We start from the raw sequence: 15099 nt of genomic DNA, 5'->3' as shown, positions 1-15099 counted from the left end.
CGCGTCGCTGATTGTCGAGGGCATGGCTGCTTGCGCCTGTGATAGATCAGGGCGGTGCCGGGTTACTCCGTGGCATTCGAGGGCGAGGCGTGCGTAGCGCTCCTTGCGCGGTTTTTGCCGCCCTTGCCAGGCCTGATGGCTCTCCGTACACTCGCGCGTAATTCCCAGACGGCGCCGATTCGCTGCGCCGTCCACTAAAACGCCGACAGAGGAGAACCCCCGCCATGGCCGATTCCTATTTCCCACGCTGGCGCGCCCAGCCGGACGCTGCCGAGGGCCGCATTGTCGGCACCGACGAGCGCCTCGCGTGGCCGCAGATGTTTGCGATGGGCATTCAGCACGTCGTTGCGATGTTCGGTTCGACCGTGCTTGCGCCGTTGCTGATGGGCTTCGATCCGAACCTGTGCATCTTCATGTCGGGGATCGGCACGCTGTTGTTCTTCGTGCTGGTGGGCGGACGTGTGCCGAGCTATCTCGGCTCGAGTTTTGCATTCATCGGTCTGGTGATCGCGGTGACGGGGTATGGCGGCCACGGTCCGAACATGAACATTCCGGTTGCGTTGGGCGGGATCATCGCGTGCGGGGTGGCGTACGCGATCATTGGTTTGATCGTGTCGGCGGTTGGCACCCGATGGATTGAAACGCTGATGCCACCCGTGGTGACGGGTGCGATCGTCTGCGTGATCGGGCTGAATCTTGCGCCGATTGCGGTGCATGGCGTGAGCGGCAGCAACTTTGATTCGTGGATGGCACTCGTGACGGTGCTGTGCGTCGGCGCGGTCGCGGTGTTTGCGCGCGGCATGCTGCAGCGTCTGCTGATTCTGGTCGGTTTGCTGATGGCGTACGTGATTTACGCGATCGTCACGAATGGTCTCGGCATGGGTAAGCCGATCGATTTCGCGATTGTGGCGAACGCTGCGTGGTTCGGTATGCCGCACTTCACCGCGCCGGTTTTCAACCTGCAGGCGATGACCTTGCTTGCCCCGATCGCGGTGATTCTTGTTGCTGAGAATCTTGGGCACATCAAGGCCGTGAGCGCGATGACCGGTCAGAATCTCGACCGCTATGTCGGCCGCGCATTTCTCGGCGATGGACTCGCGACGATTCTGTCTGGCTTTGCCGGCGGCACTGGGGTGACAACTTACGCCGAGAACATTGGCGTGATGGCGGTGACCAAGATTTATTCGACCCTGGTGTTTGTGATTGCCGCGCTTATTGCTCTTGTGCTTGGTTTCTCGCCGAAGTTCGGTGCCGTGATTCAGACCATTCCGGGACCGGTGCTGGGTGGCGTGTCGATCGTGGTGTTCGGCCTGATCGCCGTGACCGGCGCGCGCATCTGGGTCGTGAATAAGGTCGATTTCTCCGACAACCGGAATCTGATCGTTGCGGCGGTGACGCTCGTGCTGGGCGCTGGGGACTTTTCGTTGAAGCTCGGTGGATTTGGGCTTGGCGGGATCGGTACTGCTACCTTCGGAGCGATTATTCTTTATGCTCTCCTGAGGAGGAAGCCGGCGCAGGGGCCGGTGGCTTAAGGGGTGGTTTTTTGCCGTTGGCGGGTTTTGTTTGTTTGCCTGCGCGCGCTTGTTCGTCGGAATGCCTATGGCGGTGGGATTTGATTGAGTTGGCTGCCTGCGCGGCGCTTTTTGGTTGTATGCCTGTGGCGTTGGCCTTTCCTTGAATTGATATTGGTCTATTAGCGTTCGCCCCTGTGCGGGGCAGGCACTTACTTTCTTTGCCGCCGCAAAGAAAGATAAGCAAAGAAAGCGGCTCACACCGCTAATTCTTAAGTGGGTCCCCCGCACAGCCACGGTAGTGGTGCATCTGGAATCTGTGTTCTCGCACATCCGGAGTAAGTGACAAGGCAGTCATGCTTCCGGCGGCGCTGCGCGCGCCGACGCGTACTTCATAGAACCATCGGTTCGTTTTCGCGCGCGAGCTTTACTCGACGCCGCGGCCCACCCCTGCATCCTCAACGTTTTTGCAATGCGCAAGCGCTTCGCTTGAATTCGCCGGCATTCGATTCGTCAGTTGCTGTCTGTCGAGTTAAGTGCGACCTCTTCACTCCATTCGGAATGCGAATTGTTGCCTGCATCCATTCGCAACCTTTCGACCGCGCGGGGCACCGAGTGGCACAGCCGAAATAGACAAATTCTTGGCGCGTCGCCGAGGCGAAGCCGATGACCTCCACCGCCTCCAAACGAAGCCCGGATTTCTGATGGCCCCTTCCGGCGAGCACGTAGTGCGAGGCGGGAAGCATGACTGCCTTGTCACTAAAGCCGAATGCGCAAAAGTACAGATTCCAGATGCACCACTACCGCAACTGCACGAGAGACCCGCTTAAGAATTAGCGGTGTGAGCCGCTTTCTCTTGCTTACTTCTCTTTGCGGCGGCGTAACTATTCAGCGGTTGTAAACTGGAACCAGGCCATGCATAGTGAAGGACATGACGAAGATGCCCGACATCAAGGATCTGACGCCTGAACAGAAGGACGCACTGATCGTCGATCTTGTGAGGCGTCTGAACGAGCTTGAGGCGAAGCTTGAGAAGGACAGTCATAACTCCAGCAAGCCACCATCAAGCGACGGCCCGAAGCGCAAACCGAAGTCGTTGCGCGGCGTAAGCGGTGCACGCCCGGGAGCGCAGCCCGGTCATAAAGGCAAGACGCTAAAACGCGTGGCGCAACCCGATCACATTGAGATTCACCCGGTGGCGCGGGTGTGCGATGCATGCGGGGCACGGCTTGATTCCACACGGATCACCGTGGTGACTGAAGGACGTCAGGTGATCGATTTGCCGCCCACGCGTTTTGAGGTGACCGAACATCGCGTGCAGATCGCACAGTGTCGCTGCGGCAAACGTCATTCGGGCGTGTTTCCCGAAGGCGTAAGCCAGGCGGTGCAGTACGGTGCCCAGGTGCGCGCCGCGGCAGTCTATCTGACGCAGTACCAGCAACTGCCAGTGGGACGCACCGCTCAGGCGCTGACGGATCTGTTCGGTCTGCGTGTGAGTACCGGCACCGTGCAGCACAGCATTGATCAGGCAGCACATCTGCTGGCGCCCGCAGTTGAACAGATCAGCCAGGCACTGCATAAGCAGCCGGTCGTGCATTTCGATGAGAGCAGCATGCGCGTGGGACGTACGCCCCACTGGCTGCATACCGCGTCAACGCGCACGCTGAGCTGGTACGGTGCGCACCACAAGCGCGGTCGCGAGGCACTCGACAGTTTCGGCATTCTGCCTGGCTTCACGGGCATCGCGGTACATGACGGCTGGCGACCGTATGCCTACTATGACTGCGACCATGCGCTATGCAATGCCCACCATCTGCGCGAGTTGGTGTTTGTGCTGGAGTCCACCGGGCAGGCGTGGGCCCAGCAGATGATTGATCTGCTGTGTCAGGCCAAACGCGAGAGTGAGCTCAGTCTGGCCTGCGGCAACACGGCACTGAGTCGATCGCGCCAGCGCTATTACGCCAGGCGAAGTCGGGCGCTGATTGCTCTGGGAGACAGGCTTAATCCCCAGCAGGCGCGCGAGTCCAGGCGCAAGGAGCGGCGCGGCAAGATCAGGCAGAGCTTTGCCTACAATCTGCTGCGCCGCCTGCACACACAGACGCGCCAGGTATGGCGTTTTATTGCAGATCACCGTGTGCCGTTCGACAACAATCTGGCCGAGCGCGATATCCGCATGCCCAAACTCAAGCAGAAAATATCAGGGTGTTTCCGCTCTGTCTGCGGCATGGAGGCGTTCTGCACAATCCGCTCCTATCTCGCCACTTTGCGTAAGCAGAACCGCTCGCTGATCGATGCGCTGGCCTTGAGCTTTGCCGGTTTGGTCGTTTCGCCCCTGCCGGCCGCTGAATAGTTACGCGGCGGCAAAGAGAAGTAAGTGCCTGCCCCGCACAGGGGCGACGCTAATAAACCAATAAGAATTCAAGGAAAGGCCAACGCCATAGGCAACCAGACAAGACGCGCCGAGCAAACAAACAGATCAAGGAAAGGCCAACGCCATAGGCCAACAGCCAAACAAGCGCCGAGCAGGCAAACAATTCAAGAAAATCCCACCGCCGCAGGCAAACAAACAAAACCCGCCAAAGGCAAATCCATAACCCAAACCTTCACTTCTTCCGAACAGTAAGCGCCGTCTCCGACAAATCCACCTCCCGCATGAGCTTATTCAAAGTCTCATCATTGATCGCCTGACTATTGCGCAGCGCAAGCAGCGCCTTCCGCTCGGCCCTCATCGCCGCCAACTTCATCCGGAATTCCAGCGCATCGGCACGGCGCGCCAACTCCCGCGGTTCCTGTTCGTCTCCAAGCGTGGCAAGCCGGCGCCGATAAACATCCATCACCCTCGCGGTGACATCCACGGCATAAGCCGATGCCGACTCATCGAGATCCGCACACTCGACATCGTGCAACTCATCGACGGCACGAATCGCCGCTTGTGCCGCTGTCGTGCGCGCCAGCGCTTCCTCCGCGGCATGCGGATCCTTGCTACGCCGCCAGCCCCGCAACAACAACGGCAACGCCACCACCGCCACCAGCAGCGATAGCAGAATCACCCCCGAGGCAATGAAAATCGCCAGGTCCCGCCCCGGCAGTGGCGTCCCTCCCGGTAATACCTCAGGCAGCGACAACACCCCCGCCAGCGTTACCGCGCCACGCACGCCGGCCACCGTCGTCACCGTGACTGTGCGCAACCCCGGCACGGCGTTCACCACACCATGCTTCGCCGCGCCGCGGCTCGCGAACCAGCGCAACAGCCAGACCCACACGAAGCGCAGCGCGTAAAGCGCTGCCGCTACAGCGGCGATGTAGCCGATCAGCAGCCACACCTGTGCGTTGCTGGTTTCGTGCGCGTCGAGCAACGCCCGGCCAAGAATGTGCGGAAACTGCAATCCCAGGAGAATGAACACCATGCCGTTGAAGACGAACTCGATCATCGTCCACGTGCTGTTCGCGCGCACTCGCGACGAAACCGGTCCGACATTCACAATGCTCGCGTAATTCATCATCATGCCGGCCGAGACCGCAGCCAGAATGCCCGACAACTCGAAGCGCTCGGCGATCAGATAAGCGGCGAACGGAATCAGCAGGGTCATCACCACACCGGGTGCCGGATCGCCTTCTTCGTTAAGACTCAGAAAGCGCGCCGACACAAAACTGAACACCCAGCTCACCGCTGCCCCCGTCGCGAGACCGCCCACCGCGATGATCACGAAGCTGATCGACGCATCGCGCAGCGAGAACACACCCGTCAGCGCCGCGGCAATCGCGAACTTCAACGCGACAAGGCCGGAGGCGTCATTCATCAATGCCTCGCCTTCAAGGATGTGCATCAGCCGTCCAGGAATCTTGCCCTTGCCAGCGATACCGGACAGCGCTACCGCATCCGTCGGTGACAACACCGCAGCTAGCGCGAATGCGACCGGCAGCGAGATCGACGGCACCAGTGCATGCACGAAGTAGCCGACCGCCAGCACCGTCATGAAAACCAGGCCGAGCGCAAGCATCAGAACGGAGCGGCGCGCCATGAACAATTCGCGCTTGGGAATGCGCCATCCATCCGCGAACAGCAGCGGCGGAATGAACAGCATCATGAAAATTTCCGGATCGAAGGTGACGTGCAACCCGAGCCTGGGCCATGCGAGCAACGCGCCGATCGCAATCTGGACGAGCGGCAGTGGCAAGGCGATCGGCAGCATCCGGGTAACGACGCCGGAAGCGGCGACAGCGAGCAAAAGAATCAGTACGGTAAAGACAATATCCATCGGTCTATTTCTGAAGATATAACGGCGCGTCCTCTACGACAGCCGGCGATGCCGCCGCATATCGGTCACGAAGCGCGCATGAGGCACAAGGCCGAAGTTTAGCCCGACGATGCCTCACGTCATGGTCAATCCGGCAAGACTCCAGCGTGTGCACGGCAACGTTTCGCAGACGCGGCAGGCAAGCGTCTCGGTAAGGGTGTGCACCTTAACGGTGCGTGCCACGCCCGTGGGCGGCGCATCTTCTCTTTCGCCGGTGCAATCTTTCATGCAAATTTCATTCGAATGTGCGCCAGCGTGCGCATGGAGCTTGCTTAAGGAATATCGATGACGCACATTTTGAGAAACGGTGCCGAGGTTGTTCGCTTCCGCGTTCGGACCGGCCCGGCTCTCGCGTGAGAGGATTGCATGACGATTGCGCAACAGGAAAGGACGGCCAGCGCGCCGCATGGCTTCGACGTCGAGGTGACGTCGGGGCTCGAACGTTTTTCTGCGCAGCATGGCGAGCTGACGCTGACCAGCGTATTTCAACCGATTTTCAGCCTGTCGCATATGCGGGCGGTCGGCTACGAGGGGCTGCTGCGCGCCCACGATGCGCTCGACCGGCCCGTGTCGCCGCTCGACGTCTTCGGCGAGGCGGCGCGTCTGGGTGACGTGTTGCAAGTCGACCGGCTCGCCCAGACGCTGCATCTGGAGAATTTCAAGGTGCTCGGCGCCGAGCGCGAATGGCTGTTCCTGAACGTCCATCCCGGCGCGCTGACCGATCCGTATCTCGCCGCCGCCTTGCTGGCCACGCTGAAGCGCCTCGATCTGCCACCGCGGCGCATCGTGCTCGAGGTGCTCGAACAGCGCGCGGAAGATCTCGAACGTCTCGCCGACGCGGTGCGCCAGTTCCGTGAGCGCGGTTTCCTGATCGCACTCGACGACTTCGGCGCGGGCCACTCGAATGTCGAACGAATCTGGCAATTGAATCCCGATATCGTGAAGCTCGACCGCATCATGCTGTCGCACGCTGCGCATCGTGCGGATATGGCGACGATCCTGCCGGGATTGGTCGCGCTGCTGCATGAAGCGGGCAAGCTGGTGCTGATTGAGGGCGTCGAAACGGAGCATGAAGCGCAGATGGCTCTAGCCTGCGACGCGGACTTCGTACAGGGGTTTTTCTTCGGCCGACCGAATCCTGGCGCGGCCGACGCCGCACACGCCGCGACTTGCATCAGCGAAGTGACTGACCGCTATCGCGATCAGGCCGAAGCGCGCGAGCGCCGCAATGCGAGCCGTCTCATACCGTACCTGCGGGCGTTCGAGCGTGCCGCGGAACGGCTCGCCGCCGGCGAACCGCTTGAGGAAGTGTGCTGGAATTTCCTCGCGCTCGACCATGCCGCGCGTTGTTTCCTGCTTGATGCGAAGGGCAAGCAGGCGGGCCGCAACGTCGTGTTGCGCGCCGATCGCGCGGCGCATGAAACGCGCTTTTTGCCGCTTGCCGATGCGCAAGGGGCGAACTGGTTGCGTCGTCCGTATTTCCGCGCGGCGATCAATGCGCCGGAACGTGTGCATGTGACGCGTCCGTATCTGTCGATCAACGAGGCGTTGCCGTGCGTGACGCTGTCGGTGGCGACGCGTGTCGGTGAGCAGACGTGCGTGCTGTGCGGCGATATTGATTGGGTCGAGGAGTAGCGGTTCCGATGGTTCGGATTGAGAGGCGGACCGGCGGTTCTGAGATCATGTCGTTTTCAACGATACTCAGCCGCGCTTATGTCAGTCCTACTTGAAGTCATCGCCACGACCGTTGCCGACGCCCGGCTTGCCGCGCAGGCCGGTGCGAACCGGCTCGAACTCGTCACCGCGATGGGCGAGGGCGGTCTGACGCCGAGCCTTGGGTTGATCGAAGCGGTGGTTGCGGCGGTGGAAAATCCCGCTGCGAGCTTACCAGCGACTGCCGTCCCCGCGTCAAACGTCCCCGCGGCCGGCGTACCGGCCGCCGGCGTCCCGGTCAACGTGATCGTGCGGCCGCATAGCCGCTCATTCGTGTACGACGCCGACGACTATGCCGTGATGCTGCGCGACGTGCGTGCAGTCAAAGCGGCCGGCGCGAACGGCGTGGTGATCGGCATGCTGACGGCGGACGGTGAGATCGATCGCGAAGGCCTCGCGCGCGCAATCGATGCGGCCGATGGTCTGGCGATCACCTTCCATCGTGCGTTCGACGAAACACGTGATCTGCAAAAGGCGCTCGATGTGCTGCTCGGTTTCGATGCGGTGACGAACGTGCTGACCTCGGGCGGTAAGCCGTCGGTGTTGCAGGCAGAGTCGATCATGCATGCTCTGGTGCGGCAAGCGTCCGGCTCACATTGCACGGTGCTGGCGGGCGCGGGTTTGACCATCGATGCGGTTGCCGGCTTCGTGAGCGCGACGCAAGTTCAAGCGGTTCACTTCGGGTCGGGCGTGCGCGTTGGCGGCAACGGTCTCGCACCCGTCGATGCGGCGAAAGTCGCGCAAGTGAGGGCGCTACTGGACGCAAACCATAGCTGACTCACCAGGCGAAAAATCAACGCTACTGATCGCAACGCGTAGCCAAGCCATCAGGCGAAAAAATGCCGCTTCGAGGTTCAACCCGAAGCGGCATTCTTCACCCACCGGCAAACGAACTACTTCGCGACGACCACCGGAATCCCGCGCAACTGCCCGGCACCCTTCACCTCTTCCAACGACTTCTTCACCGAAGCGCTCGTCGCCGCTTCGATCTGCAAGCGTGCAGCGAGATCGCGCTCACCTCGCTTCACACCCGCCAGATTCGCCAGCTTCACGTGACCATAGCCGCGTACCCGAGCGTGCAGATCGGCGAGCTTCGCGACGTCTTCCAGAGTGTCCGCGTTGAGCTTCGGGAACGCGCGTTGCAGCGTGGTTTCGTAGTCGTCGGCGAGTTCGCGCTCCATTTTGCGTTCAAGCGTGCGGCCGAACGGATCGAGCATCGTGCCACGCAGACGGCTGAATTTCGCCATCACGCCGAGCACCGGCCACATCCATTGACCGAAGGTCTTCTTGGTCGGATTCACGCCCGGTTGCCCACGCGTGAGCGTCGGCGGCGCGAGGTTGAACTTGATGCCGAAGTCCTTGCCTGCGACACCTTCGAATTGCGCCTCCAGTGCTTCACGGAATGCGCTATCCGTATGCAGGCGCGCCACTTCGTATTCATCCTTCACTGCGAGCAGACGATAGAACGTCGTCGCCACTGCACGTGTGATGCGCTCGCTCTTTGCATCGATCACGGTTTCGGCACGACGCGCGGCGTCGACCAGCGCGCGATAACGCTTCACGTAGCTCGAACCACCGTAGGTTTGCAGACGACCCTCGCGATGTGCGATCAGTTCGTCGAGCGTATCGACGCGCACCGCCGGCTTCGCCAGATGCCGTGCTTGCCACAGCGATTCCAGGGCGGCAGGGTCTTCCGCAGCAACACGCCCAATCGAAAATGCCAGTTGATTCATCTGTACCGCGACGTTGTTCAACTCGATCGCGCGCATCATCGCGCCGAACGATACCGGCACGAGACCGAGTTGCCAGGCATAGCCGAGCATCAGAATGTTCGCGCCGATGGTATCGCCAAGAAAACGCGTGGCGAGCGCCTGGGCATCGCACGTCGACATGCGGTCTTCACCTGCGGCATGACGCATCTTGTCGATCAACGCATCGGCATGCAGCGTCGCGTCCGGGTTCTGCACGAAGGTCGCGTTTGGAATGGCATGCGTGTTGACGACGATGCGCGTGCGGCCATAACGCACCGTTTGCAAGGCATCGGCGCTCGCGCCTACTACCATATCGCAGGCGAGCAGCACGTCGGCCTGTTGCGTGTCGATACGCACCTGATTGAGCCACTCGTCGCGCGCGGCGAAGCGCACGAACGACAACACCGAGCCGCCCTTTTGCGCGAAGCCCATGAAGTCGAGCACCGACGCGCTCTTACCTTCCAGGTGCGCCGCCATGCTGATCAATGCGCCGACCGTCACGACGCCCGTGCCGCCAACGCCCGTCACCAGAATGTCGTACGGCGCGGCATCGAGATGCGTCGCGGGAATCGGCAACGCTTCGACGCGTGCGGCGAGCGCCACCGGATCGAACGCGGCGCCTGCGGCTTTCTTCAGCTTGCCGCCTTCCACCGTGACGAAGCTCGGGCAGAAGCCGTTCACGCAGGAATAGTCTTTATTGCACGACGATTGATCGATGCGGCGCTTGCGCCCCAACGCGGTCTCAACCGGTTCGACCGATAGACAGTTCGATTGCACACCACAATCGCCGCAGCCTTCGCAAACTTCCTCGTTGATGAAGAGACGCTTGTCCGGGTCGGGAAACTCGCCTTTTTTCCTGCGACGCCGTTTTTCCGCTGCACAGGTCTGGTCGTAGATCAGCACGGTCACGCCATCGGTATCGCGCAACTCGCGCTGCACGGTGTCCATTTCGCTGCGATGGTGGAACGTCGTGCCCTTCGGGAAGAGGTCGTGGTGACCGTCGTATTTCTCTGGCTCATCGCTGACCACGACAAAGCGCGACACGCCTTCAGCTTCCACCTGACGTGCGATCTGCGGCACCGAGATGCTGCCGTCGACCGGTTGGCCGCCCGTCATCGCGACTGCATCGTTGTAGAGAATCTTGTACGTGATGGTGGTTTTCGCGGCCACCGCCTGACGGATCGCGAGAATGCCGGAGTGAAAGTAGGTACCGTCGCCGAGATTCTGGAATACGTGGCGCGTTTTCGTGAACATCGAATGCGAGGCCCAGTCGACGCCTTCACCGCCCATCTGAATCAGGCCGGTGGTGTCGCGCTCCATCCACGACGCCATGAAGTGGCAGCCGATCCCTGCATGCGCGATCGAACCTTCAGGCACCTTGGTCGACGTGTTGTGCGGGCAACCCGAGCAGAAATACGGCGTGCGCTTCACGCTATCCGCGGCATTCGAGAGGATCTGCGGAGCGACCAGATCGACCACACGCTCACGGCGATCGAGCGCCGGCTTGTGCTTCGCGAGCCAGTTCGCAAACACCGGCAGAATACGCGACGGGCGCAATTCACCGAGTGACGACAGCAGCATCGTGCCGTCTTCAGCATTTTTGCCGACCACGATCGGACGCGTGCCTTGGGTGCGGTTGTACAGATAGTCTTTGATCTGCTGTTCGATGACCGGGCCTTTCTCTTCGATCACCAGTACTTCAGACAGGCCGGAGACGAACGCGTCGATGCGCGTCATTTCCAGCGGGAAAGACAGGCCGACCTTGTAGATCCGCACACCGGCCGCTTCCAGATCCGCGACGGTCAGATCGAGCCGCCGCAGCGTTTCCATCAAGTCCAGATGGGCCTTGCCGCACGTGACGATACCCACATTCGCATGCGGACTCGGCGCAATCCATTTATCGATGCTGTTGCTGCGTGCGAAGTGACGCACCGCATCGAGCTTCGCGTGCATCCGCGATTCGATCGTCAGGCTCGGCAGATCGGGCCAGCGGTTATGGAGGCCGCCGGTGGGCGTTTCGAAACCCTGTGGAATCGTCCATTCGGTTTGCAGCGCATCGAGGTCGACCGTCGAGCCGGATTCGACCGTTTCCGAAATCGCCTTGTAGCCGACCCACGCGCCCGAGAAACGCGACAGCGCCCAGCCATACAGGCCGAACTCAAGCATGTCGGCAATGTTCGACGGATTCACCACCGGCATATGCCATGCCATCAACGCGAAATCGCTCTGATGCGGCATCGACGACGACACGCAGCCGTGATCGTCGCCCGCCACCACCAGCACCCCACCGTGCGGCGACGAGCCGTACGCGTTGCCGTGCTTCAGCGCGTCGCCCGCGCGATCCACGCCGGGGCCCTTGCCGTACCACATCGCGAATACGCCTTCGACGGTGCGCTCCGGGTCCGATTCCACCCGCTGCGTACCGAGCACGGCGGTGCCGCCGAGTTCTTCGTTGATTGCCGGCAAAAAGCGAATATCACTCGCCGTGAGCAGTTTCTTGGCTTTCCACAACTGCTGGTCGACCATCCCGAGCGGCGAGCCGCGGTAACCGCTGACGAAGCCGGCTGTGTTCATGCCGTGCGCCTTATCCAGCGCGCGCTGCATCAGCACGAGGCGCACCAGCGCCTGGGTGCCAGTCAGGAAGATCCGGCCCCGCGTGGCGGCGAGGTTGTCTGAAAGCTTGTAGTCAGCGAGAGCGGGCGTGCCGTCGATGGGCAGGCGAGCGGTCATGAGTGAGTCTCCATTGTTTTGCATCCGCGCGCCGTGGGTGGGGACCACAAGAGGTGACGCGGCGAAAGAGACTCTATTTTTTAGCGCCAATTGGAGTGAATTTTTTCTACTTGGCGAGGCGTTCAACGAAACAGCGCGACGGGTCGCGCGTTTTAATGAAGTTTTGAGGTGGATCTGCCACGCGACTGGCGGGTTCGGGTATGCCCTGGTGCGTGGCGCGAGGGTGAAATCAGCCTTGGCGCGGGCCTGGCCTTTTGGCGACCGGCGGGCGAATACCATTCAACGCGGGTGGCCTACCGTTGAGTGCGCTACGGCGCGGGCGCTTTTGCCATCGGTGTGGCGACCGGCGTTGAGTCGAGCGGTACGACCTCGTCGAAATGCGAGTAATCGATGTGACTCACACCGTCTTCCTCGCGCATGACGTCAACGAAGCGGTGTTGCCAGCGGATCTGCTCACAAGCCCACATATGGCGCGCTTGCATGGTCTGCGAAGTCGATTCGTCGACCCCTTCTAGCGTGAGCCACAGCGACGCATCACGACCTATGAGCGTTTCGGCGGTTTCGCCGAACAGCGGGCTATTTTCGTCGATGACGTGCATCATCACCCAGCCCAGTTTAAACACGGGATGCTGGTCGCGCACCAGCGTCAGATCGTAGAGCTTGCGCAGCGTATAACCGTCGGTGGTCTCCAGCCGCATGATGCGCAGCTTCGCACGCGCTTCGGCGATCACATTCTGACGTGCGTTGGCGGCGCGCACCATCAGCGTCATGCGGCCCTCGAGCGGCCGCACGACTGCGTAGCGGGCAAACATGATCTTTGCGTGAGGCCGTGAAAAGCGCGCGAAGATCAGCCCCGTCGCCAACGCGATACTGGACATGCCGACAAAGATCTCCAGCGTCGCGATCCAGTGGGCGTAGACCGTTTGCGGATGCATATCGCCATAGCCGACCGTCGCGAGTGTTTCGACGCTGAAGAAGAACGCGCCGCCGAAACCCGATGGAAACTGATTGGCGATCGGTGCCCGGCCAAGCATGTAGAGCGATGCAAATACGGTGTTGAGCAGCAGGAACAAAACCCCGAGTGAGACAAAGAACGTCGGCCAGCGGACGACGAGCGCGCGGTGATAGAGATCCTGCCAGAGCGGCGTCGGCATGCCGTGTGCAATGACTACGCGATCGTCCAGGCGCAATTCCCGGCTGCCGCGCGCACGACGTTTCTGCGCACGCGCCTCGTCGTCGGCGATGCTGGAAAAGCGGTCTGATGGTTCAGTAGCCATCGCGTGCTCGTGGAGATGAAAACGCGCAAAGCGTAGCACGCCGGCTAGCGCGCGGAACGTGATTTCCGGCGCGCTGCAGTGGCGTTGGAAGTGGCGCCGCTAAGGCGTGCTGCCGGGGCGTAAAAGTGACGCTTTCAAGGTGTGGCTTGCGGCGCGTCGAACGAGCGCGCGGGGGATACAGCGATTCCGTCCGCTCGACGATGCACCCGCCCCCATCAATGGGCTCGCCGAGAGGCTACGGAAAGGCCCGCGGTTTCGGAATGCCAGCACCGTGTTCAATGTCGTCGACGGCTTGCAGGTGTGCTGCGACGACTGCTTCAGCTTCGTCCGCGTAGCCGTTGTCGCCGCCAACCGTGGTCCACGACTTGACGGCTTTCTCACGATGCCGGATCTCGTATTCCGCGTCCCAGCGTGCGCCGTTGAGTTCGAGAGGGCGGACGTGAATCGAGTACACGCCGTAGAGGAAGAGCTGTTCAGCCATGATCGCCTCCAGCCGGTTGATTCAGGAATGGCGCAGTGCGATGGCGCGCGCGCCGGGTTGCCTAAAGTTCGATTTCCCCGAGGATGCGGTGCGCGAGGGCCTTGGCTTCCTCGAGCGCTTCCTCGGGTGTAGACGAGGTGGCTTCAACTTCGTAGACCGTGGTTTCCTGGTCGGCGCTTGCGCCGCCTTCGTCGCGGGAAAGGGTAACGATGCCCTGCCACGTGTCGCTTCGTACTTCTCTTACCGAGGCGGTGGCCGTGTAGATGCCCTTGGTGTAGGTGATGTCATCCATGGCGACGCTCCTTCTTCCAAAGGGTTGGAATTTTTCATCCTAGCACGATGATCGAGGTTCGGTTTTCTGCCTGCGCGGCGCTAGAAGTCTGCAACCGACGTCTACAACAATACGCGCCGCACAAGGCAAAAAAACTACAGCAACGCTACAACCTCATCCAGCGAAGGCGCATGCGCTCCGGCGTGGCGGCAAGCCGCCGCGCCGGCAGCCAAAGAAAAGGCAAGATGCTCCGGCCACGCTCGTTGCGGCGCGGTCATCAAGCTGAACAGCAGACCGCCAATAGACGCATCTCCGGCACCAACGGTATCGACAACCTCAACTCTGGGCGGCTGAGCCTCCACAACCATGGCGCCGTCGATCAACATGGACGTTTCCGGCCCGCGCGTCACCAGCACGGTGGCAGCAGGATTCATGGCCCGCAACTGAGCCAGTGCGGCGGCCTCGTCGTCTGTTTTGAAGAGCATCCGCAAATCCTCATCCGACACCTTGATCAGATCCGCCAGCGCAGCCATCTTTCGCAACGTGGGTTCGTACCCGTGTTCCATCAGGTTCCGGTAATTCGGATCGAAACTGATCTTCACACCACGCGAGCGTAACTCGGCGGCCAATGCAGCAAGCGTATCGCCAAGCGGCTGACGCACCAGGCTGATGCAACCGAAATGCGCCCACTTCACCTGCCCGATCCAGCCCGCCGGCAAGCGCGCCGGATCGAACGCCAGATCGGCGCCGTTCTCACCCATGAAAAAGTACGCAGGCGGATGCGTTTGATGAACGATCGCCAGCAAGGGCGGACGTTCCACACGCTGCATGAAGCGCATGTCGAGGCCTGCGGCGACGCTCGCACTCCACAGTTCATCGGAGAAATTGTCGACGCCCAGCGATCCGGCACACGCCGTCGGCAAGCCGAGCTGCGCGACGCAGCGCGCAACGTTCCAGCCGGCGCCGCCTGGGCGCGAGAGCCATTGCGAGGTGCCGGTCCGGACGAGATCGGTGAGGATGTCGCCGGCTGAAACGAAGAAGGGGAATTCGTTATTCGCGCTCATTTT

10 protein-coding genes are annotated in these 15099 nt (G+C 61.4%); 4 read left to right on the top strand and 6 right to left on the bottom strand.

Annotated features, from left to right (window positions below; all coding sequences use genetic code 11):
• The first annotated feature begins 224 nt into the window (after nt 1-224).
• Both ACUN0E_RS40465 and tnpC read left to right on the top strand, forming a co-directional pair.
• On the top strand, nt 225-1532 hold the full coding sequence (locus ACUN0E_RS40465; protein ID WP_445570110.1) for a solute carrier family 23 protein: 1308 nt from the start codon (nt 225-227) through the stop codon (nt 1530-1532).
• A gap of 910 nt (nt 1533-2442) precedes the next feature.
• Nucleotides 2443-3861, top strand: a complete 1419-nt coding sequence (tnpC, locus tag ACUN0E_RS40460; protein WP_445565280.1) for an IS66 family transposase — start codon at nt 2443-2445, stop codon at nt 3859-3861.
• A 253-nt stretch (nt 3862-4114) separates the two neighbouring features.
• Here the strand turns inward: tnpC and ACUN0E_RS40455 are convergent, their stop codons facing one another.
• Complete coding sequence (locus ACUN0E_RS40455) at nt 4115-5770, bottom strand: Na+/H+ antiporter (protein WP_445570109.1); 1656 nt, start codon at nt 5768-5770, stop codon at nt 4115-4117.
• Nucleotides 5771-6175: 405 nt separating this feature from the next.
• Between ACUN0E_RS40455 and ACUN0E_RS40450 the strand changes: the two genes are divergently transcribed.
• Together ACUN0E_RS40450 and ACUN0E_RS40445 are read left to right on the top strand one after the other, a co-directional pair.
• Nucleotides 6176-7444: a sensor domain-containing phosphodiesterase gene (locus ACUN0E_RS40450; RefSeq protein WP_408231558.1), complete on the top strand. Its 1269-nt coding sequence runs from the start codon at nt 6176-6178 to the stop codon at nt 7442-7444.
• A 78-nt stretch (nt 7445-7522) separates the two neighbouring features.
• Entirely contained in the window at nt 7523-8299 is a 777-nt protein-coding gene (locus ACUN0E_RS40445) for a copper homeostasis protein CutC (protein WP_445570108.1), read from the top strand.
• A 116-nt stretch (nt 8300-8415) separates the two neighbouring features.
• Here the strand turns inward: ACUN0E_RS40445 and ACUN0E_RS40440 are convergent, their stop codons facing one another.
• The 5 genes from ACUN0E_RS40440 to ACUN0E_RS40420 form a co-directional block, all read right to left on the bottom strand.
• Entirely contained in the window at nt 8416-12003 is a 3588-nt protein-coding gene (locus ACUN0E_RS40440; RefSeq protein WP_445570107.1) for an indolepyruvate ferredoxin oxidoreductase family protein, read from the bottom strand.
• Between the two features lie 308 nt (nt 12004-12311).
• A complete protein-coding gene (locus tag ACUN0E_RS40435) occupies nt 12312-13280 on the bottom strand; it encodes an ion channel (protein WP_445570106.1) in 969 nt (322 codons plus the stop codon).
• Between the two features lie 235 nt (nt 13281-13515).
• Nucleotides 13516-13761: a hypothetical protein gene (locus ACUN0E_RS40430; protein ID WP_408214390.1), complete on the bottom strand. Its 246-nt coding sequence runs from the start codon at nt 13759-13761 to the stop codon at nt 13516-13518.
• Nucleotides 13762-13822: 61 nt separating this feature from the next.
• A complete protein-coding gene (locus ACUN0E_RS40425; protein WP_408231572.1) occupies nt 13823-14053 on the bottom strand; it encodes a hypothetical protein in 231 nt (76 codons plus the stop codon).
• 134 nt (nt 14054-14187) lie between these two features.
• A complete protein-coding gene (locus tag ACUN0E_RS40420; RefSeq protein ID WP_408338813.1) occupies nt 14188-15096 on the bottom strand; it encodes a carbohydrate kinase family protein in 909 nt (302 codons plus the stop codon).
• Nucleotides 15097-15099: the final 3 nt, after the last annotated feature.

The sequence above is a fragment of the Paraburkholderia sp. D1E genome (genome assembly GCF_052682275.1).
Note: the sequence above shows the minus strand (reverse complement) of the source record. Positions and strands in the feature narration are given on the sequence as shown.